Origin of the sequence: Halolamina litorea (assembly GCF_026616205.1) — an archaeon.
GTDB lineage: Archaea > Halobacteriota > Halobacteria > Halobacteriales > Haloferacaceae > Halolamina > Halolamina litorea.
Window position 1 is genome coordinate 305112 of sequence record NZ_JANHGR010000001.1, and the last position, 16965, is coordinate 322076.

General features: G+C 64.7%; 33 protein-coding genes and 1 tRNA gene. 24 read left to right on the forward strand and 10 right to left on the reverse strand.

The window, feature by feature from the left end; translation table 11 throughout:
• Nucleotides 1-19 precede the first annotated feature (19 nt).
• Complete coding sequence (locus tag NO998_RS01545; RefSeq protein ID WP_267645233.1) at nt 20-445, forward strand: helix-turn-helix transcriptional regulator; 426 nt, start codon at nt 20-22, stop codon at nt 443-445.
• Here NO998_RS01545 and NO998_RS01550 read toward each other — a convergent pair.
• The gene (locus NO998_RS01550; RefSeq protein WP_267645234.1) at nt 442-1158 is read right to left on the reverse strand and encodes a hypothetical protein; all 717 of its coding nucleotides are present in this window, start codon (nt 1156-1158) and stop codon (nt 442-444) included. The two genes, NO998_RS01545 and NO998_RS01550, sit on opposite strands and share 4 nt — an antisense overlap.
• A 142-nt stretch (nt 1159-1300) precedes the next feature.
• Here NO998_RS01550 and NO998_RS01555 point away from each other — a divergent pair, with 142 nt between their 5' ends.
• Nucleotides 1301-2626, forward strand: coding sequence for a DNA cytosine methyltransferase (locus NO998_RS01555; RefSeq protein ID WP_267645235.1), 1326 nt, complete (start codon nt 1301-1303; stop codon nt 2624-2626).
• Here the strand turns inward: NO998_RS01555 and NO998_RS01560 are convergent.
• The 4 genes from NO998_RS01560 to NO998_RS01575 all read right to left on the reverse strand — a co-directional run bounded on the left by NO998_RS01560 (nt 2623) and on the right by NO998_RS01575 (nt 5273).
• Nucleotides 2623-3708 (reverse strand): PDDEXK family nuclease, encoded by a 1086-nt coding sequence (locus tag NO998_RS01560; RefSeq protein ID WP_267645236.1) that lies wholly within the window; start codon nt 3706-3708, stop codon nt 2623-2625. The genes NO998_RS01555 and NO998_RS01560 overlap by 4 nt on opposite strands.
• A gap of 129 nt (nt 3709-3837) precedes the next feature.
• Complete coding sequence (locus NO998_RS01565) at nt 3838-4164, reverse strand: hypothetical protein (protein WP_267645237.1); 327 nt, start codon at nt 4162-4164, stop codon at nt 3838-3840.
• A gap of 44 nt (nt 4165-4208) precedes the next feature.
• A complete protein-coding gene (locus NO998_RS01570) occupies nt 4209-4796 on the reverse strand; it encodes a tyrosine-type recombinase/integrase (protein WP_267645238.1) in 588 nt (195 codons plus the stop codon).
• Between the two features lie 234 nt (nt 4797-5030).
• Nucleotides 5031-5273 carry an AbrB/MazE/SpoVT family DNA-binding domain-containing protein gene (locus NO998_RS01575; protein ID WP_267645239.1) on the reverse strand — a complete coding sequence of 81 codons (243 nt, stop codon included), beginning with the start codon at nt 5271-5273 and terminating at the stop codon, nt 5031-5033.
• A 101-nt stretch (nt 5274-5374) separates the two neighbouring features.
• Between NO998_RS01575 and NO998_RS01580 the strand changes: the two genes are divergently transcribed.
• The 22 genes from NO998_RS01580 (at nt 5375) to NO998_RS01685 (ending at nt 14941) form a co-directional block, all read left to right on the forward strand.
• Nucleotides 5375-5611, forward strand: coding sequence for a hypothetical protein (locus NO998_RS01580; protein ID WP_267645240.1), 237 nt, complete (start codon nt 5375-5377; stop codon nt 5609-5611).
• Complete coding sequence (locus NO998_RS01585; RefSeq protein WP_267645241.1) at nt 5604-5810, forward strand: AbrB/MazE/SpoVT family DNA-binding domain-containing protein; 207 nt, start codon at nt 5604-5606, stop codon at nt 5808-5810. Before NO998_RS01580 ends, NO998_RS01585 begins: the two co-directional genes overlap by 8 nt.
• Nucleotides 5810-6013 carry a hypothetical protein gene (locus NO998_RS01590; RefSeq protein WP_267645242.1) on the forward strand — a complete coding sequence of 68 codons (204 nt, stop codon included), beginning with the start codon at nt 5810-5812 and terminating at the stop codon, nt 6011-6013. The genes NO998_RS01585 and NO998_RS01590 overlap by 1 nt, the downstream gene beginning before the upstream one ends.
• Entirely contained in the window at nt 6010-6870 is an 861-nt protein-coding gene (locus tag NO998_RS01595; protein WP_267645243.1) for a hypothetical protein, read from the forward strand. The genes NO998_RS01590 and NO998_RS01595 overlap by 4 nt, the downstream gene beginning before the upstream one ends.
• Nucleotides 6867-7511 (forward strand): hypothetical protein, encoded by a 645-nt coding sequence (locus tag NO998_RS01600; RefSeq protein WP_267645244.1) that lies wholly within the window; start codon nt 6867-6869, stop codon nt 7509-7511. Before NO998_RS01595 ends, NO998_RS01600 begins: the two co-directional genes overlap by 4 nt.
• Nucleotides 7511-8119 carry a hypothetical protein gene (locus NO998_RS01605; protein ID WP_267645245.1) on the forward strand — a complete coding sequence of 203 codons (609 nt, stop codon included), beginning with the start codon at nt 7511-7513 and terminating at the stop codon, nt 8117-8119. The genes NO998_RS01600 and NO998_RS01605 overlap by 1 nt, the downstream gene beginning before the upstream one ends.
• Complete coding sequence (locus NO998_RS01610) at nt 8116-8658, forward strand: hypothetical protein (RefSeq protein ID WP_267645246.1); 543 nt, start codon at nt 8116-8118, stop codon at nt 8656-8658. The genes NO998_RS01605 and NO998_RS01610 overlap by 4 nt, the downstream gene beginning before the upstream one ends.
• Nucleotides 8655-9440, forward strand: coding sequence for an ATP-binding protein (locus NO998_RS01615; RefSeq protein WP_267645247.1), 786 nt, complete (start codon nt 8655-8657; stop codon nt 9438-9440). Before NO998_RS01610 ends, NO998_RS01615 begins: the two co-directional genes overlap by 4 nt.
• Nucleotides 9440-9634 carry a hypothetical protein gene (locus NO998_RS01620; RefSeq protein ID WP_267645248.1) on the forward strand — a complete coding sequence of 65 codons (195 nt, stop codon included), beginning with the start codon at nt 9440-9442 and terminating at the stop codon, nt 9632-9634. Before NO998_RS01615 ends, NO998_RS01620 begins: the two co-directional genes overlap by 1 nt.
• Before the next feature lie 77 nt (nt 9635-9711).
• Nucleotides 9712-10002, forward strand: coding sequence for a hypothetical protein (locus NO998_RS01625; RefSeq protein ID WP_267645249.1), 291 nt, complete (start codon nt 9712-9714; stop codon nt 10000-10002).
• 3 nt (nt 10003-10005) lie between these two features.
• Nucleotides 10006-10479 carry a hypothetical protein gene (locus tag NO998_RS01630; protein ID WP_267645250.1) on the forward strand — a complete coding sequence of 158 codons (474 nt, stop codon included), beginning with the start codon at nt 10006-10008 and terminating at the stop codon, nt 10477-10479.
• A 1-nt stretch (nt 10480) separates the two neighbouring features.
• Nucleotides 10481-11215, forward strand: a complete 735-nt coding sequence (locus NO998_RS01635) for a hypothetical protein (RefSeq protein ID WP_267645251.1) — start codon at nt 10481-10483, stop codon at nt 11213-11215.
• The gene (locus NO998_RS01640) at nt 11216-11443 is read left to right on the forward strand and encodes a hypothetical protein (protein WP_267645252.1); all 228 of its coding nucleotides are present in this window, start codon (nt 11216-11218) and stop codon (nt 11441-11443) included.
• Nucleotides 11436-11576 (forward strand): hypothetical protein, encoded by a 141-nt coding sequence (locus NO998_RS01645; RefSeq protein ID WP_267645253.1) that lies wholly within the window; start codon nt 11436-11438, stop codon nt 11574-11576. The genes NO998_RS01640 and NO998_RS01645 overlap by 8 nt, the downstream gene beginning before the upstream one ends.
• Nucleotides 11566-11922, forward strand: a complete 357-nt coding sequence (locus tag NO998_RS01650) for a hypothetical protein (RefSeq protein ID WP_267645254.1) — start codon at nt 11566-11568, stop codon at nt 11920-11922. Before NO998_RS01645 ends, NO998_RS01650 begins: the two co-directional genes overlap by 11 nt.
• On the forward strand, nt 11922-12314 hold the full coding sequence (locus NO998_RS01655) for a hypothetical protein (protein WP_267645255.1): 393 nt from the start codon (nt 11922-11924) through the stop codon (nt 12312-12314). Before NO998_RS01650 ends, NO998_RS01655 begins: the two co-directional genes overlap by 1 nt.
• Nucleotides 12314-12850, forward strand: a complete 537-nt coding sequence (locus NO998_RS01660) for a hypothetical protein (RefSeq protein WP_267645256.1) — start codon at nt 12314-12316, stop codon at nt 12848-12850. Before NO998_RS01655 ends, NO998_RS01660 begins: the two co-directional genes overlap by 1 nt.
• A 2-nt stretch (nt 12851-12852) precedes the next feature.
• On the forward strand, nt 12853-13263 hold the full coding sequence (locus tag NO998_RS01665) for a hypothetical protein (RefSeq protein WP_267645257.1): 411 nt from the start codon (nt 12853-12855) through the stop codon (nt 13261-13263).
• A gap of 49 nt (nt 13264-13312) precedes the next feature.
• A complete protein-coding gene (locus NO998_RS01670) occupies nt 13313-13933 on the forward strand; it encodes a hypothetical protein (protein ID WP_267645258.1) in 621 nt (206 codons plus the stop codon).
• Between the two features lie 53 nt (nt 13934-13986).
• Nucleotides 13987-14556 carry a hypothetical protein gene (locus NO998_RS01675; protein WP_267645259.1) on the forward strand — a complete coding sequence of 190 codons (570 nt, stop codon included), beginning with the start codon at nt 13987-13989 and terminating at the stop codon, nt 14554-14556.
• On the forward strand, nt 14556-14759 hold the full coding sequence (locus NO998_RS01680; protein WP_267645260.1) for a hypothetical protein: 204 nt from the start codon (nt 14556-14558) through the stop codon (nt 14757-14759). Before NO998_RS01675 ends, NO998_RS01680 begins: the two co-directional genes overlap by 1 nt.
• Nucleotides 14759-14941, forward strand: coding sequence for a hypothetical protein (locus tag NO998_RS01685; protein ID WP_267645262.1), 183 nt, complete (start codon nt 14759-14761; stop codon nt 14939-14941). Before NO998_RS01680 ends, NO998_RS01685 begins: the two co-directional genes overlap by 1 nt.
• A 156-nt stretch (nt 14942-15097) precedes the next feature.
• On the opposite strand, the gene NO998_RS01690 is transcribed toward NO998_RS01685, so the two are convergent.
• From NO998_RS01690 to NO998_RS01710, 5 genes are all read right to left on the reverse strand, one after another.
• On the reverse strand, nt 15098-15316 hold the full coding sequence (locus tag NO998_RS01690) for a hypothetical protein (protein ID WP_267645263.1): 219 nt from the start codon (nt 15314-15316) through the stop codon (nt 15098-15100).
• Nucleotides 15309-15791, reverse strand: coding sequence for a ribbon-helix-helix domain-containing protein (locus NO998_RS01695; protein ID WP_267645264.1), 483 nt, complete (start codon nt 15789-15791; stop codon nt 15309-15311). Before NO998_RS01695 ends, NO998_RS01690 begins: the two co-directional genes overlap by 8 nt.
• A gap of 154 nt (nt 15792-15945) precedes the next feature.
• Nucleotides 15946-16383, reverse strand: coding sequence for a hypothetical protein (locus NO998_RS01700; protein ID WP_267645265.1), 438 nt, complete (start codon nt 16381-16383; stop codon nt 15946-15948).
• A gap of 180 nt (nt 16384-16563) precedes the next feature.
• A tRNA-Val gene (locus NO998_RS01705) sits at nt 16564-16638 on the reverse strand.
• A gap of 42 nt (nt 16639-16680) precedes the next feature.
• The gene (locus NO998_RS01710; RefSeq protein ID WP_267645266.1) at nt 16681-16944 is read right to left on the reverse strand and encodes a DUF7553 family protein; all 264 of its coding nucleotides are present in this window, start codon (nt 16942-16944) and stop codon (nt 16681-16683) included.
• Nucleotides 16945-16965: the final 21 nt, after the last annotated feature.

Consider the following 16965-nt stretch of genomic DNA (forward strand, 5'->3'; position numbering starts at 1 on the left):
TGAGTAACAATACGCGGGTATGTCTGAAAGAGAAGAATGGCTCCTTCCCATCATCGAACTTGAGGGTGGGAAGCTTGACGGGAGGACCCGTCTGCAAAAACTCTCTTTCCTGCTAGATAGATCCCTATTGGATAGGGATCTGAAATCGCCGTTCGAATTTAAGCAGTACAAGTACGGCCCTTTCGATGAAGATATCTACCACGTGATGGACAGCCTGCGGGAAGAGGGCTTGGTCAAAGAGGAGGTTGAACAAACCCCCTACGGAGATAGGCACGTCTACAAGCTCACTGAAAAAGGGGAAAAGAAAGCGTCTGAGAAGCTCAATACGCTCGGATTCTGGGAGAAAAGGACGCTTAACCGGCTTGTTTCCAGATGGGGAGACACTCCCACGCAATCTATCGTGGGATACGTATACGACGAATACCCAGAATACACTCCGAACTAGATCAAGTCTTTGAGATCCTCCGTTATCAGCTTATCAACGGGAGTTCTGCCGCTTACTTCGACTTCGCTGTTAAGCACAACCCAGAGGTAGAGCTCTAAGCCGATCCAAAGGAGGACGAGCGAAACGTATCCATAGACCATCATGCTGCTAAGTGTAACCGAGAATAGAGAAGCAAAGATCAGCCCAACCGAAGAAACTGTGAAGAGAATCAGAGCCACTCGAGCGGCAAAGAAGGAACGTTTGACACTCCTATACCGGCTATAGACTTCGTGGACTTCCTCAAATATCTCCTGTGGATCTAGGCCTTCGTTTTCTACGAGATATTGTGCAGCAACAGGCTGACTGGAATCTGGGTTTATTCCTTGGTTCGTGAGATTTTCCACATTAGTTAGCCACTCCCCCGCAATCTCCAGCGGGTTTTGACCAGCCTGCTGAAATACACTGTTCCAATCAACAGTATCGCCATCTATCGACTGGAGTGGCCCGTCATCTGGCAATTCAGAGATGTCTTCTCTGGACACATCTATGTCAATGTCTGGAGACATTTCATTATTAAACGGCTGAAATAGGTCACTCAGATATGTGGCAAGTTCGTATTCAATTCGCGTTTTTGCTTTGTCAACCTCCCCCCAGATATCGACAAAATTTGCGAATCTGAGTGCACCATACAGTGAGATAATGAGAAAGACCGGTGCAGCTACTGCCTCAGGCATTAGTATCCGTAATGATCAGTTCAAGCTAGGTTAATCATGCGGTTCAAGTACCTCTTCCAACATATCGGCCGGGGGAACGGAGGTAACTGCATCACCGTCAGCAAACCGCACCTTTAGGTGGGAAGACGGCCCCACCACGACTATGAGCGAGGACGCGCCGAAGGCGATCGACCTCTTCTGCGGCGCCGGAGGTCTCAGCCAAGGCCTCACCGACGCGGGCTTCGACGTTCTCTGGGGGATCGACAGCGAGGAGAACACGAAGCCGACCTACGACCACAACCACGACCACGAGATGGTCGTCGGCGACATCCGCGAGACCGAGCCGCCGGACCTCGGACTCGAGGAAGGCGACCTCGACCTCGTCGCCGGTGGCCCGCCCTGCCCGACGTTCTCCCTCGTCGGCCGGAGCAAGATCAACTCCCTCGAAGGCCAGAGCACCACCACTGACGAGCGCCACCAGCTCTACGAGGACTTCCTCCGCTTCGTCGACCACTACCAGCCCAAGGCGTTCCTGATGGAGAACGTCAAGGGGATGCTTTCGGCCCAGAACGACGACGGCGAGGACGTAGTCGACGTGATCTCCGCCCAGATGGAGGAACTCGGCTACGAGGTGACCGTGAAGCTCCTCGACTCCGCCGACTTCGGCGTCCCGCAGCACCGTGAGCGCCTCTTCTTCATCGGCAATCGCATCGGCGCCGAGAACCCCGACATGGATCAGTGGAAGACCCACCGGGAACCGAAGAACGAGGAGGAGAAGCAGATCAAGTTCAACGACGCCGGCGGCCCGGAGGAGGAAGACCAGGAGTCGCTTCAAGCCTTCTCCGATACGGAAGAGAAGGAGTTCCCGCACTTCGAGGAGTCCCCCGGGCAGCGCGAGCCGTGGAACACCGTCGCCGACGCGATCCTCGACCTCCCGCCGGTCTCGCCGAGCGGTGACACGCCGCCGACGCACGCCGAGGAGTACACGATGGGGCCCGTTTCGAAGTACCAGTACTGGATCCGCGGCCGACCCGGCCCCGACGACTGGGAGGGTCGCACGCTCTACAACCACGAGTGCCGCGGCCACAATATGCGGGATCTGACCCTCTACAAGCTGCTCGGTGAGGGGACCTCCTACATCATCGGCGACATTCCGGAGGAGCACCAGCCCTATCGGTCGGACATCTTCCCGGACAAGCTGAAGAAGCAGAACCCGAAGGAGCCGTCAACGACCGTCGTCGCCCACCTCTACAAGGACGGCCACATGTTCATCCACCCGACAGAGGCGCGCTCGATCACCGTCCGCGAGGCAGCTCGTCTCCAGTCGTTCCCCGACGACTTCGAGTTCCCCGTCGCGAGGACGCACGCGTTCAAGCAGGTCGGGAACGCCGTGCCGGCGCTGCTGGCGCAAGCCCTCGGTACCGCCGTTCGGAAGAAGGTCCTCGGCGTCGAAGAAGAGGAATCGGCGACCCTCGAAGCAGACGACTAGTTCACTTCGGTATTCAGTTCGATATCGGCGAAGTCGGCGAGGTCGCTCAAGAATTCGTCGCCAGGGCGGAGCGCCTTGATCTCCGAATCGTCCCCGTATTCCTCCCATGCGTAGGTATCTCGGGAGATGTACACCCGTCCTCCGTCTTCCTGAATGTCGAGGACCTTCTCGCGCGAGATGTCGTCCGTGGCCAGCGGGACGAACCAGACCTCGTCAATATCGATCTCCGCTTCCCGGGTCAGGCTCTGACGGAACCGCTCCCGGAGTGTTCGCTTGCAGGAGAAACCGATCGTTGCCTCGTCGGTGATGAGCATGTTGTCGATCTCGAAGTCCCCGAAGTGGCGGGCCTTGCCAGTAACGGGAACGTCGAAGGCATCGAAGACAAGGTTCAGGGCGGTTTCGAGTACGCCACCGGCGTCGCTCTTGCGCTTGTTCCCGGCACGGCGCTCGTACTCCTGTGTGACCGCAGCCACTAGACGAGCGTGTTCGCTCTCGTCGGAAATATCCGACCTGTCCATGAGCTCGCGGACGTACGGGATCAGCGCTCGATTCTGTCCACCCGCCTGTAGGACGGTTCCCTCGTCGTCAACGTTCTTCAGCGCGTGATAAGCGTGCCCGGGGAGATACTGTTCGTGATCGTCGTCCAGCAGGGTATCCTCAACGATCGTCTCCATCGCGTCCTCGTCGAACTCGGGGGCAGCGTCCAGTCGCTGTGTAGTCGTCACTACCGCCTCACACGCCAGCCGAAGGTCGCGAAGGTCCTGCGTGGAGTCTACCCGATGCTCGATCTGATTCACTAGGTCTTCCGTCTTCGAGTACCGTCTTGTGCGGTTCCCCTGGTAGAACTCGTTCACGGTACCGAGGATCACGTCGGGTATCGCTTCTCTCGCCTCGTCAAGGGAGTCACCGCGGTCCAGCGCTGCGTCGAGTCTTCGGCCGAGCTTTCGCGTTGCCTCGGGTTCCTTCTTTGCGAAGCCTCCGAGGTCAGCGGCGCCTAAGAAGCGGAGGAACCAGTAGATATTGTTCTGCTCCTCCGGAACATCCAGTTCGTCCTCGCCGGCCAGCTTTGTCTGCTCAGACATATAGCTGAGAAGTATAGTCTACACATAGAATTTAGCTTACGGTATAAGAAACGACTGAGAGAGAGAACCCGTGGCTATCGAGATGGTCGTAGTCTTCAGCTTCCCGGTCACTAAGCTACGATGTAAACCCTACCTGCAGTCCAAATCCGACGCGCTCATCGTTCGAATCGCAGTCTCCAGACAATCTTGTTCTCCGTCACAGGTTTCGCCTTCGAGATTGTCGACGTGGACCCATGAGAGCGGGTTCGACTGGTCCTCTCCCTCGAGCCGTACCCTCTCAACACCGACCGAGTCCGGGTCGTCAACGGCGTAACCGACACGCAGCTCCTTCTCCGGATGGATCCACATCCGGGCGAAGAGGTTCCCACCCGTGTTGACTAGGTCACCACCGATCCAGCCGTCAGGAGCCTCAGGAATGTCCTCGGGTCCGTGAACGCTAGGAGATGAGCCGGCCATTTGCTGGCCACTCGGTTCCCCGTCGGCAAGAAGTGAGGGGTCGCCTACAACCACCCCACCTTCCCGCGCTCCCTCGCCTGCGCCTTCTCCGTCGCCTCACCTCTGTAGTGGTTCAGGAACGTATCGAGGTCGTTCCACCCGCCCCAACGAAGCGCCACCGTCTGATCCACATCCGCATTAGCCAACTGACCCGCCCACGTCCGTCGGAGATCGTGGAACGTCAGGTGGCGCCACCGACCCTCGCCTGTCGTCGACGCCAGCTCGTCGCGAGCGCCCTCGACCCAGTTCCGGAGCGCCCGGGTGGAGCGATCGACGAGCACCTCGTCGTCGTCGACGCCGCCGAAGCTCGCCGCGGCGTCGATCGTGTCCGCCAGCGAGTCGGGGATCGGCGCCTCGCGTAGCTTCTCGCCCTTGCCCTCGGGGACGACGAGCATCTGCCCCGCCGCGCCGCCGTCGACGACGTGCTCGGGGCGGACCGAGACGACCTCGTGGGAGCGCAGGCCCACCTCGGCGCCGAGGCGGAACGCGACCTTCCGCAGCGGGTCGTCGGCGACGCCGAGGAGCTGCTCGACCTCCGACCGACTGAGCCACACCCGCCGACCCTCCTTGCCGTCGTACTCCTCGGTCATCATTGCTGGCTTCCTCCTTGCGCGCTTCCCGGAAGGTTTCCCGCCTCGACCGACCCGAAACGGGGGGTGAATCGGGCCGATTCGGGGGGTGATCGGCGCTCGACCTTCCGAGAATGCCTCGGTTCTCGGAAGCGGGTCACGCTACACCTCTCGCCGCGCCGTCGGCGTCGCCGGTGCAGAGCGGGCACTCGTCGTCGCTGTTGCTGTAGCCGATCCGGTGGAGTGAACAGTAGTCCATCAGTCCCACCCGTCGAAGTCCTCCGCCTCCCGAACACGGAACTCGTCGGCGCCGGCGTCGTAGCCGATCTCGAGGTCGTCGCCCTTCTCCATGCCGAGCCGCTCGACCATCTCTTTCGGGAGTGAGACGGTGAAGGTGCCGTCGTTGGTGCCGAGGGTCCGCTGACCGAGCGGGACCACATCGGAGTCGCTACCAGTCTTCGCTTCAGCCGCCGCCCGGCTGGGCCGAGATTTCGTCGCCACGGACTTCCTTGCGTGTAGACTCGTAAAATACCTACGCGAGTATCTATGCCGGTATAAGGATCCCGAGCCGCCGAGTACGCCGACCCCGGAAAGCCGACCGCATGGCAACAACGGTACACCGGAAGGAGCAGGGCGAGCAACGAAGCTACCTCGTCGCTCAAGCCACGGACGCGACCGGCCAACAGGTCGGAAGTCACGTCTTCCGCGTTGTCGACGACGCCGTCGACTACGTTGGCGAAGGCAACGCCGTCGGCGACTGGGAGCCCAACGAGGAGCTGACGAACGATGACGCACCGCAGTCCGCGCTCGATGCGGCCCGCGAGGCCGCCGATGTCTGAAGACGGCTATGCGGGCTCACGGAAGGTGCTGGAACGCGGTGGGAGTCTCACAGTGGGTATCCCGAAGGCGATTGTCGACCGCTACGGGATCGAGAAGGGCGACGACGTGTTCTGGAGCGACCGGGAAGGCGCCGATCGGCCCATGTTCATCCCGCCGGGGCGGGCAGAACTGGACCCGGCGGGCGCAGGGGTGGCCTGATGCACACCCACGAGCGCGGCGACGTGCTCGCCCTCCAAGCCGAAACGGAGGTCGAGCATCAAGCGCTGGTCCGCCTGTGCAGTATCCTCTCGCTCCCCGGGCTGCGCTTCCCGGCACCTGAGTGGCGACTCCCGTCGTGGGACGGCCTCGACCACGACAGCGACCGGGAGGCGCTGCTACTCCCGGACGGAGGTGGTCGGTGAGCTTCACCGTCGAGTTCGGGACGAAGAGCGGCGCCGACGCCGCTCGCGAGGAGCACGAGGAATACGTCTGCCCCGTCGACGACGACCGTCGGCTGAAGACCGTCGCGTTCATCGACGACACGCCCGAGGTCGTTCGCGATCAGCTCGAGGCCGGCGCCCAGACCGGCCGCGCCGAGCGCGACCAGGGCAGCGGGCAGGCCGATCTCACCGACGCCGAGAAGAACCGCGTCGGCCCGTTCGTCGAGGAGAACAACTACCTGAAAGCGGCCAGCGTGAAGGCGCTGCTCCGTGACAACGGCGTGAGCGACTGGGAAGCGTGGTACGACCCGGAACTCAGCGTCGACGAACACAAGTCCTCGATCCTCCCCGAAGCCCAGCAGGCCGGCGGGGGCGACCGGATCGAGAACGACGGACCCGATCGCGCCGCCGCCGCTCGCGCCGAGAAGGCAGCCGGTAGCCAGTGCGACCATGCTCAAGACCACTGCAAGCACGGTGATTCGGGCGCTTGCGAGTTCCTCCGGGAGTCCTGCGGGATGGACGACGACGAAGTCTCCGCGCTCCTATCTGACGAACCGACTGCCGCCGATGATGAGATCACCGGCGACGCCGCCGGAGCCCTCGGCCGGGCGTGGCAGGGCTACAAGGCCGGCATCAGCCGGCTGGATCAGGAACTCTCCGACGCCGTGGAGGCGAAGGGCAACGCCGAGCAGGCGGCCGCCGCGATCAACGCGATTCGTGCCGACCACGGACAAGAGCCGATGGAGTTCAAGCGCCTCGAAGAGCTCAGCGACGAGCTCCAAGCGACTGGCCGCGACGCACACGACGCCCGGGGCCACGTCGAGGAGGCCAGCGCGTGAGCGACTACGAGTGTCCGGTCGACTGGTGTGATCACACCGGCAACCTCGACTCGGTGAGGGGCCACATCAACGGGTCGACCGACCCCGATCACGACTGGTCGGAACTGAAGGACCGGATCGAGACCCAGAACGACCAGCCGGAAGGGGGACCCTCGGAAGGGGTAGAACCCGGGGACGGCGCTGTTTCCGACCCCTCAGACGACGACCAAGCCGAAGAGGGGGATCTGACCAGCCACGAAGGGGGTGCTGAAGGGACCTCCGAAGGGGGTACGATGGCAACCGACGACGAGTACCAGAACCAGACCAACAGCGACCAGCAAGAATCGCCCGACGAGAGCCAGCCCGAGACCAGCAACGAAGGGGGTAACGACGACCCCTCTGAGGGGGGGTCGAGCCCCTCTGCAGGGACTGGCGCCGCCGCGGCAGGGGGTGCGACCGCCCTCATCGCCGGGCAATCGATGTGGGTCGTGGCGTCGATCGCCCTGCTCGCGCTGCTGGTCGTACTCCTGATCACCAGCGAAGGGGACGAACCGACCGAAGAGAGCGCGATGCAGACCAGCGACGGAGGGGGTATCGACGACCCCTCCGAGGGGGCCTCGGAGGGTGGTAGCGACGGCGAGACTGGAGGCCTGATCGACTGATGCCCGACGACCAGCAAGAACCCACAGACGAGAGCGAGGTAGAGACCAGCCAAGAGGGGGCCCCTGGAGGGGGCGAAAGGGGTGGTAGCGACCAGCCCGAGATCGACGCCGACGAGCAGGCCGACGTACCCGAGGGGCTCGCCGACATCGACCCCGAGGAAGCGGAGGAGGCCGCCGGCGTCGACGACGGCGACGACGATCCCGACGAAGAGGAGGTCGAGGACGAGCCGGCCGGCGCCGAGGGCGAGATTGCCGACCCCGACGGTTCCGGTGGAACACCGCCCGACCCGAGCCCGGTCAAAGCCGGGAACCTCTACGTCTCGGTGGTCCAGTCGGTGACGAACGCCCAGATCGAGAAGTTCGGCGACGACGACGCCGAGGAACTGGGTGACGATCACTTCGAGCAGTACGACCTCGCCGGGCACTTCGACGCCACGATGGACTACATGGGGGTCGGCTCGGACATGGAGCCCCACGAGGCCCTGCTCATGGCGACCGTACTCTCGGTCGGTGACGGCCTCGTGAGCGAGACCGACGTGCTCGACAAGCAGGTGAGCCGCCTGATGGACAAGGCGATGAACGGCGAGAACGGGGGTGTCGCGGCATGATGGGCGGCATGAAGAAGCGGATGATGAACCAACTGCTCGACTCCGGGATGACCGAGCACCTCACCTCCGTGCTCGCACGGGCCGAGCACGAACTCCTCACCACCGCCAAGCGGATGGAGGACGCCCACGGCACCGAAACGCTGGGCGATCTCCCAACCGTCGAGGAGCGGCAGACCGCGCTGAAGGGACTGATCGAGGCCCTCGTCACCGACAGCGTCGACGAGGTCTGGATCAAGCAGGTCGCCCCCGCCCTACTCGACGCTCCCGAGAAGGCCGACTCCTACCTCGGCATGAGCGATGACGAGTGGACGGACCAGATGGCGAACTGGGCCGACTTCTACCGCGAGAACGGCGCCGAGGGAACCGACCGCGCTCTCGCCGAGCACCACGTTCAGAGCACGTTCGGCGTCGACCTCGACACGTTCGAGGACCGCGTCGTCAACTGGCAGCGCGGCGAGGAGGCCGAACGGATCTTCGCCGGGAACTTCCGTGCCGTCCGGCGCTCGATGGAGAACGTCACCGAGGTGGCAGAGGAGTGACCCGGCGCCTGCTGGCGGCGATGTCCGGCTGGGGGAAGTCGTGGTACGCCCAACTCCTCTTCGAGACGAACCTCCCCGAGTTCGACCTCGTCGCTATCTTCGACTACAAGGACGAGTACCGGGGGCTGGTGAAGGCCGGGCTGGCGAGCCACTACATCGTCGGCGATCGGGAGCGAGCGTGGTCCGTCGAGGACTGGGAGGCCTTCTTCGAGTCGAACCCGAAGGTCGTGCTCGCCCGCCACCGGCTCAAGCCCGAGGAGTGGCGCGAGGTCGTCGCGAAGGCCGTGCAGGCGCTCCGGAACCTCGCCGGACCGTCCCGGTCGGCGCTCGCGGGGATCGACGAGGCACACTTCGTCGCTCCCCAGACCGGGAAGATCCCCGACGCAATCGAGGGACTGTCGACGACCGGCCGCGGTGAGGGAGCGTCGAGTATGTGGATCACGCAGCGACTCGCCAAGCTCGACGAAACTGTCGGCTCTCAGTGCGACGAGCGGATCATCGGCGGCTTCTCGGGCGACCGCGACCGAGGCAAGGTCGATCCCGAGTACCCCGAGGACGTACACAACCCGCAAGCTCGGAGCATCGCCCGACTCCCTGATGAACTCCGAGTCGATGGCGAGAGCATCGCTCTACGCCGCTTCGAAGAAGACGGGAGTACCGTCGGCTCGGAGTGGGTCTACTCCAACAATAAGGGGGAGATGGAACGCCGCGACACCCGAGAACTGACCATGCAGACCACCCACTACGGCCCCGAGGGCCACCCGATTCACGACCCGAACTGATGGCACGAACGCAAACCACCCTCCAAGGGGCTGACTCGGAGCGCTTTCAGGCTAACCTCGATCGAGTCGCCGACCTGCGCGGCGGCGCCGAACCATCGAACGCCGAACTCGTCCGCATGATGCTGGACCAGTTCGACCCAACCGAAGCCGTCAGAAACCCCGATGGCTCTGCCAAGAGAGGGGGTTTGCTGTAAAACGCTGCACGCTACAGCACCCGTGCAGCGGGCTTTCGTGGCCGGTTGAAGGGTCCGACAGCCCGACTATAGGGTGCATGGCAGAAATGGCAGATGCGTTCGAGCAAGTGATCGAGTTCGACATGTGGGAACGAGTGCTGGCGATCCTCGCCGGCTTCTTCGCGCCCACGGTCCTACAGAACCTCGCCGGCGGGGTCATGCCGGCAGCGGTCGACCACCGCGAAGTCTACGGCCTCGCCGTCGTCGCCGGCGGACAGATGTCTCCGAAGTACAGCACCGAACTGAGCCTCGGCGGCGGCGTCTACACGGCTGACGCGGCCGCAGAGCGCTTCGGCGTCAAGAGCACCATCGTCGAGGCGGGGGCGTAAACGATGGCTGAAACCCTCTCCAACCTCGGCACCCAGAAGGTCGAAGCGACCGAGAAGACCAACGTTCCCGGCCAGATGACCGACATTCTGGCCTTCTCGCCCATCGACAGCATCCTCCTGATCCTGTCGAACCGCGGCGGCGGTATCCCCTTCCGCTTCGACCTCCGCGACTCCAACAACGACCCCCTCCCACAGGACACCGAGCTCGAGATCGTCTACAACGCGCCGCACTTCCAGCGGCCCCAGACGGTCTCCGAGACGCTCGGGAACATCTCGACGTACAACCGCCTCTCAATCAAGGAGCAGCAGAACGAGGACTACATCGAGCAGACCCGAATCTCCCTGAACGGGAACCGACTGGAGGTCCGCGACATCGACACGGCCTCGGTCGCGATCAACTCCAGCGAACAGATCGACTGGTCCAACTCGCGGGCCTACGTCGACAAGGACAACGTCACGACCCGACAGGAGGCCTGAAATGGTGGAGGACCGCATCCTGAAGGAACTCCGCGAGGCCGACACCTACAGCGACCACTTCAGCCGTGCGGACTTCGACCAGTTCGCCGGCGTCGCCGGGTCGAACGAACTCGTCGCCGAGACGCAGGTCCGCCGGCCCCACGCGCTCGCCGAGGGCGTTCCGGTGGACGTGGCGATCATGGCCTACGAGGAGTTCACGGCCGACGGCACGGCGGGCAACAGCGAGACGCTGAACCTCTCGCATGACCCCGTCGAGTCCACCGCAACCGCGGAGCCGATCGTCGTCTACGAGGATGACTCACGCCTTGCGATCGACTCGCGGGACTACGAGAATGACACGGTGACCGTCACGCCGGCGAACGCCGACAGCACGCTGGGCGTGTTCTACGCTAGCGGCGAGCAGGCCCGCGTGGCTGTCCAGAAGACCGCGCCGGCGGCGAAGGCACAGGAGACGCTCTGGTCGGGCGACACCGGCCTGATCCATCTCCGTGACACGGCCCGCGAGCCGATCACGCTAGAGTTCGGGAGTTCGCCGCTTCAGGCGGTCATCCCGACCGACTGGCGCCTCCAGGTGTACGTCGACGCACCGTACACGGCTCGCTTCGCCAAGGACATCGGCGGCGACGGGAACGAGGAGGTCGCGTCGAACTCCCTGCTCGGGTTCCAGTACCGCGCCACTCGTGACGAGATCGAGGGCCTGAAGACCGCTGTGGCGCAGGACTCCGCGGGGCGGTAGATGGCCGGGCTGATTCCCGAGGCTGACGGCGGCGAGGACGCTTCGACTCACGGGGGTGACCAGACGTTCTCGACCGACGACGCGGCTTCGGAGAGCCCGCCTAGCGGCTCGCATCTCGACTCGTTCTTCGCCGGGTCGGGCTGGACGCGGGAGGACGTGATGCTCCTGCTCATGTTCGTACAGGCGTCGCTCCTGCTCGCGTGGTACGTGGGGGTCAGCGATGCCTAAGGTCGATGACGAGGCCTGCACGGTCGACGAGATGACCGACGACGAGCTGGCGAAGGCCGTCGAGGACGCGATCGACGCGGGTGGCGACGCCGACTCCGAGGAGGTGATGGGCTTTGCCCCGCGTGATTCCTGAGCCAAGCCCCGACGACACGCCGTTCTTGGAGCCGTTCACGATCAGCGTGCCGGCGGGCTCGAAGGGGACCGTGACGTTCGTTCCCGAAGAGTCAGGGTCGACGTTCTACCTCGCGTCGGTCGCCATCTCGAAGGAGGAACAGACCACCTACGAGATCCGCGACGACAGCACGCCGATGTACGGCCCGGCAGCGGTCCCGCCGACCGACATCGACGACTCCGGGGTGACATGGGTTCCCTGCCAGAGCTTCGAGTCGTCGCTGAAGGTCATCATCAAGAACGTCTCCAGCACCCAGCGCACCTACACGGTGCTCCCGATGGGCTACGAGACCGTGGAGGGCGCCTGATGGGGCTGTTCACGCTCGGGAAGATCGAACGGCTCCGCGGCGTCGTCGACCGCGCCGGCGACTTCCGGCCGGCGGCCAACGCCGACCTCCAGGAGAAGATCCGGGACTTCCTCGGCAACCGTGACGGGCTGACGCAGTTCGTCTACTCCACCGACGGGACTGCCGCCGAGGCGCTCGACTCGAAGAGCGTCCCCGGCGGCGTCGAGGCGCTTGTCGAGTACCAACAGGGCAACGACGGCGTCGTCTTCCTCGGCGACGAGAACGGCCAAGAGATCGCGCTCACTGCGACCGGGCAGGGCCGCAGCTTCCGCGTCAGCGACACTAGCGTCATCTACGTTCGGACGCCGACGGCTGGCGACAGCGTCGTCGTCACGTTCGAGGGTGGTGCCTGATGGTCGGGATTCAGGGCGGCTCCGGCGGCGCCGGGTTCGACTACGTTCAGGACCCGAGCCCACAGGACCCCGAAGAAGGTGAAGAGTGGTACGACACAGGAAGCGACCGTGCCTTCGTGTTCGACGGCGCAAACTGGATCGAGCAGACGATCGGCGACCACGGCCAGCTCTCCGGCATCGGTACTCACGACCACCACAGTCCACCGACGGGGACTCAGCCCAGCGCTGGATCCACGGCAGCGTGGTCGAACTGGGGGCAACTGATCGGCCAGCACGTCTACGGACCGGTCGACAAGGTCGAGTACCGTATGCAGAATGGCTTCGGCAGCCAGACGGTGAACTTCTCCGTCACAGCGATCGACGGCACCACTTGGTCCGATTCTCTCTCCGACAGTTCGGGGACGTGGCAGTACGGGACGTTCGACATCGGCGGCGCCTACATTGTAGAGATGAGCTACGGCGGCGGGGACCAGTATTCGAGTGAGACGATGCGCTGGAAGCCCCTCTCGTTCGCCGGGCACAGCCACTCGATCTAACCATGTCGGCGAACTTCCCCGCCGACCTGGTCCCCGACGGCGCCGCACTCGCCCCGCATCACGTCTACATCGGCCTGCTGCTCGCGCTGCTGGCCGTTGCGATCGTGTGGGACGACGCGGCCGGTAAGGAGCCGTGGGTCGGCGCCGTTGCGCTCCTCCTCGCGAGTTTCGCGTTCGCGACGGTCTGGACGTACTACCCGGCGACGGGCGCGGTGCTCTCACTCGCCGGCGTCAGCCTCGCACTCGCGTCGACGGCGCTCCCGTTCTGGCAGTCCTACGCGTGGGTCGGGCCGCGGGGGGTACTCCTGCTCGGCGCGCTGGTCGCGCTCGACGACGTGGCTGAACACGCCTTCGGCGTCTGGACGCCGCTCGACGCGCTCTGGAAGGCACACCTCGTGCAGCACATCCACTAACCATGATCCGACACACTACCACGACCGACGTACAGCACGGAGCGAACGCATGATCCCGGGCGGACTGATCGGCGGCGCGCCGGACGATCTCGCCCCGGACATCCCCGACTCGCCCACGACGCCCGACGACCCGGACCCCGATCCGGACCCGGGTGACAACCCGAACATCCCGGGTGGGATCGAGGACTCCGACAGCCCGGACAACAACAACGACTCGGGCTTCGGCGGCGGCACATCCCGCGGGGGCGGTGGGCTCGACACTGATCCCGACCCGCCCGAGCCCGACCCGGAGCCGGAGGACGACAGCGACGACGGTGGTAGTTCCGGCGGGCTGGTCGGGAACCCCGGCGACGTGGACGACATCCAGAACGAAGACGACTCGACGGATGGAAGCACGGGCGGTTTCGGCGACGGAACGAGCCGCTCGGGCGACAACTCCGGCAGCGGTGGCAACAGCGGCTCGGGCGCCGAGGACTCCCGTGGATCGGACGACGTGAGCCCCGACATGCCGCCCGGGCCGGATACGACTCCCGCGCCAGGTGTTGTCGACGAGCCCGACAACGAACCGGACGACGGCGGTAGCAGCGGCGCCGAAGGGCTCGGCGAGAAAGTGAAGGTTGCCGCGGCGGCGCTGACCGTCGCCGGTGTACTCCTCGGCGGGGGTGACTGATCGTGGCGACCGACCAGCCGACGACTAAGGGCGGGAACGTCATCCTACGTCGGGTGGATACGCCGAACCGCGTCTCGCCCGGCGAGGGCTACGAGGTCGACGTGAAGGTCAGCAACGGCGCTGCCTTCATCAATCCGCTCGACCCCGACTCCTGCGGCGATACGGACCCCGGCTACAAGCTCCGGGTCGTTCTGGAGGGGCCAAACGGGCAGACGTACACGCGGGGACCGACGTGCCACCTCGCCGCGCTGGTCGCAACGGGCGACGAGACGTACACGTTCGAGCTACAGGCACCCGAACAATCGGGGGAGCACGAGGTCTCGGCGCATGTGGAGATGGTCGGGTCTGGAAAGGCCACCGGCTCGGAAACCTCGCGGTTCCTGGTCGACGCCAACGAGAGCGAGCAGGCGACTGATCCCGGTGGCAACGGCGGCGACGACCTGCCCGCCTACGGGGACGCCGACGGCGACGGCACGCCGAACTTCCTCGACGAGGCGCCGAACGACCCCGACGTACCGGGCGGCGGGCTGGGGATCGGCGGACAGATGGACAAGCTGCTGCTGGTCGCCGGGCTGCTGGCGGTGGCGTGGCTGGCGAGTTCGGGTGCGGAGGTCGTTTCGTGATGGCGGCGATCGTGCAGTACGTCATCGCGCTGTCCTCGGCGCTGACGGCCTCGATGCTGGTTTACATCGCCCGGGAGGCCCACATGGCTCGGAAGACGATCTCGGACAACGAGAAGCGGAGCATGGTCAACCGGGCGGTGCTCCGCCGCGAGGGGATGTACGTCCCGATCGACGACCAGCCGCCGACGGAGGGCGGGAGTTGATGGCGGGCTTCAGCGTCCTCGGCATCACCGTCCAGCCGGCGATGGTCTCGCTGTTCATCCTCGCGTTCGTGATCGGGATGTGCGTCCCGTTCAAGTACGGAATCGAGCGGCTCCGTGGGTTCGGCCGGGCGGCGCTGTCGAAGCTGCCGTACAAGCCGCCTGAAGAAGAGACCGAGCAGTAGGCGCCGCGCCTACTCTTCAGTGCCGCCTACGGGCGGCTCGTCGTCGTCGAAGTGGTCAGGGCACCGTGCTCGCTGGTCCGTCCCGCGAACAGCCACGTTGAAACAGCCTTCTGTGGCACAGAAGTACTTCATCGCTGGACCCCGGCGGTCTGTCGATCACTCGGCATCGTTTCCCTCCTGAACGATTTTTGAGTAGACGCCCGATACAGTATCTGCCATTTCCATATCCTCTTCGCGGCCCGACATCCTCAGATCGTCTTCTCCACGGTCAAGCGCGTGGAACACCGCTTCCCTCTCCTCGGCGCTCAGGTTCAGCGTGAGCTTGCGGCCCGGCGTGAGTCGTTGCTGTTCTCCCACCGTCTCTTCTTCAGTCATCGGCTGGTGCCCCCGTGGCTCCCGTCGTCGAGTGGATCGGCGTCGGCGGCCGAACGGTCACCCAGACGTTGCTCATGTCCGAATCGATCTGGACGAAGTCCGGCTTCAGCGGCCGGATGTACTTGCTCATCACGGCGTCCTTGGGCGTGCGGTTGTCGTAGAGCGCGTTCTTGGCCTCCTCGACGGTGAGCCGGAGGCCAGCACCCCGGATGCGCTCGTCGGCCACGTCGAGGAGCGTTCGGTAGGCATTCCGCAGCTCCTCGTCTTCCGGCATGAACAGGTCGTCGCTAGTGTCGCGGCGCTCGGCGACCCGTTCGGCAACGAGTTCGCGCAGTAACGCCGATCGGCTGGTGTCCTCGTCCTCGGCGATCTCGTCGAGGATGTCGAGGTCGTCCTCGGGACAGCCGAAGGAGACGCGCTGGGTCGGGTTGTGGTCCATGCGCCCCATCAGGCCACCTCCGTCCATACGGTGCATACCGAGTGAATACGCAGACGGCGCTGCGAAAGGCAGTCCGTATGCACGGGGTATGGGGAGTGCTGCGCGGCGGTCTCGCGTGCGGGCCCGTGTGCGCGTGTGCGAGGCCGCTGGCGCCGGCGTCGGCGCCCGTGGCGGGCGAGGGCGATCGCGTTCATCGGCGACCCCCAGTGGCGTCGGTGCGCTGTGCTCGCTCGACGAAGCCACCGTCGGCGACGGCGCGCTCGTCGGCGCTGTGGGCGTCGAGGTCGAGGCGGGGGATCGTTACCGGCTCGTCCCGAGCGTCACTCACACCGGCGAACGCGGCCTTACGGATGACGCACAGGTGGGCACACGGTCCGTCGTGGTACTCCCACGCCTTGCAGTCGCAGGTGCCGACGTACTCGCCGGCGTCGATCGCGAGGGCGACGAGATGGCCCTCACCGCCCGGCAGCGTGACGCGGAACCCGTAGCGGCCCGTGCTCTCGATCAGGGCGGCCTCCGGATCGGCGCGCGACCAGCTCGTCTCCTCAGTGCCGGCGAGCCTGTCGAAGTCGAGGCGCTCACCCGGCGCGTGTTCGTCCGTCGACGGCGGCGCGAGGTCGGCGCTCATGGCGCGCACACCCCGTCGTCGAGCGCAGGACACGCCTGATCGGTGTCGAGGATGTATCCGCCGCAGTAGTCACAGATCGGCGGCGAGTTGAACGCGAACGCGCTCTCGGTGCTCATGCTGAGCACCCCGTAGAGCGGTCGCTACCTGTCAGGTAACCCTCCAAAGAGGATATGTAGAGAGTGGGTCGGCCAAGATTTGAACTTGGGGCCTGCTCCGTGTGAAGGAGCCGTCATAACCGGACTAGACCACCGACCCTTCAGTTCGTGAAACGGCCAGGGCGGACTTAAGCGTACTGTCTCACTCCGAACGCTTCTCGCGGTAGGCCGTCAGCCGCTCGCGGGCGGTCTCGACGGCCTCGCGGGCCTCGCCCTCGGCGCGTCCCTCCAACTCCTGCAGGTCCGCCTGCAGTTTCTCCAGTCGGCCCGGTTCCGGTTCCTTCTCGGTGCCGGTCAGCTTCCGGACCCGCTGTTCGACCGACTCCACCTCCTCTCTGACGCCGGCTTTGGCGTGGTCGACCGCCCGACCCATGTAGTAGCGTGCGTCCTCGAAGTGGCTGGCCATACTCAACGTTGGTCTCGCGAG

Coding starts and splice junctions, on each gene's coding strand:
- NO998_RS01545 (WP_267645233.1), top strand. CDS start 20: ATGTCTGAAAGAGAAGAATGGCTCCTTCCCATCATCGAACTTGAGGGT.
- NO998_RS01710 (WP_267645266.1), bottom strand. CDS start 16,944: ATGGCCAGCCACTTCGAGGACGCACGCTACTACATGGGTCGGGCGGTC.
- NO998_RS01630 (WP_267645250.1), top strand. CDS start 10,006: ATGGCTGAAACCCTCTCCAACCTCGGCACCCAGAAGGTCGAAGCGACC.
- NO998_RS01660 (WP_267645256.1), top strand. CDS start 12,314: ATGGTCGGGATTCAGGGCGGCTCCGGCGGCGCCGGGTTCGACTACGTT.
- NO998_RS01580 (WP_267645240.1), top strand. CDS start 5,375: ATGGCAACAACGGTACACCGGAAGGAGCAGGGCGAGCAACGAAGCTAC.
- NO998_RS01590 (WP_267645242.1), top strand. CDS start 5,810: ATGCACACCCACGAGCGCGGCGACGTGCTCGCCCTCCAAGCCGAAACG.
- NO998_RS01670 (WP_267645258.1), top strand. CDS start 13,313: ATGATCCCGGGCGGACTGATCGGCGGCGCGCCGGACGATCTCGCCCCG.
- NO998_RS01625 (WP_267645249.1), top strand. CDS start 9,712: ATGGCAGAAATGGCAGATGCGTTCGAGCAAGTGATCGAGTTCGACATG.
- NO998_RS01560 (WP_267645236.1), bottom strand. CDS start 3,708: ATGTCTGAGCAGACAAAGCTGGCCGGCGAGGACGAACTGGATGTTCCG.
- NO998_RS01635 (WP_267645251.1), top strand. CDS start 10,481: ATGGTGGAGGACCGCATCCTGAAGGAACTCCGCGAGGCCGACACCTAC.
- NO998_RS01695 (WP_267645264.1), bottom strand. CDS start 15,791: ATGCACCGTATGGACGGAGGTGGCCTGATGGGGCGCATGGACCACAAC.
- NO998_RS01665 (WP_267645257.1), top strand. CDS start 12,853: ATGTCGGCGAACTTCCCCGCCGACCTGGTCCCCGACGGCGCCGCACTC.
- NO998_RS01585 (WP_267645241.1), top strand. CDS start 5,604: ATGTCTGAAGACGGCTATGCGGGCTCACGGAAGGTGCTGGAACGCGGT.
- NO998_RS01645 (WP_267645253.1), top strand. CDS start 11,436: ATGCCTAAGGTCGATGACGAGGCCTGCACGGTCGACGAGATGACCGAC.
- NO998_RS01640 (WP_267645252.1), top strand. CDS start 11,216: ATGGCCGGGCTGATTCCCGAGGCTGACGGCGGCGAGGACGCTTCGACT.
- NO998_RS01700 (WP_267645265.1), bottom strand. CDS start 16,383: ATGAGCGCCGACCTCGCGCCGCCGTCGACGGACGAACACGCGCCGGGT.
- NO998_RS01610 (WP_267645246.1), top strand. CDS start 8,116: ATGATGGGCGGCATGAAGAAGCGGATGATGAACCAACTGCTCGACTCC.
- NO998_RS01550 (WP_267645234.1), bottom strand. CDS start 1,158: ATGCCTGAGGCAGTAGCTGCACCGGTCTTTCTCATTATCTCACTGTAT.
- NO998_RS01690 (WP_267645263.1), bottom strand. CDS start 15,316: ATGACTGAAGAAGAGACGGTGGGAGAACAGCAACGACTCACGCCGGGC.
- NO998_RS01570 (WP_267645238.1), bottom strand. CDS start 4,796: ATGATGACCGAGGAGTACGACGGCAAGGAGGGTCGGCGGGTGTGGCTC.
- NO998_RS01565 (WP_267645237.1), bottom strand. CDS start 4,164: ATGGCCGGCTCATCTCCTAGCGTTCACGGACCCGAGGACATTCCTGAG.
- NO998_RS01655 (WP_267645255.1), top strand. CDS start 11,922: ATGGGGCTGTTCACGCTCGGGAAGATCGAACGGCTCCGCGGCGTCGTC.
- NO998_RS01620 (WP_267645248.1), top strand. CDS start 9,440: ATGGCACGAACGCAAACCACCCTCCAAGGGGCTGACTCGGAGCGCTTT.
- NO998_RS01680 (WP_267645260.1), top strand. CDS start 14,556: ATGGCGGCGATCGTGCAGTACGTCATCGCGCTGTCCTCGGCGCTGACG.
- NO998_RS01605 (WP_267645245.1), top strand. CDS start 7,511: ATGCCCGACGACCAGCAAGAACCCACAGACGAGAGCGAGGTAGAGACC.
- NO998_RS01685 (WP_267645262.1), top strand. CDS start 14,759: ATGGCGGGCTTCAGCGTCCTCGGCATCACCGTCCAGCCGGCGATGGTC.
- NO998_RS01555 (WP_267645235.1), top strand. CDS start 1,301: ATGAGCGAGGACGCGCCGAAGGCGATCGACCTCTTCTGCGGCGCCGGA.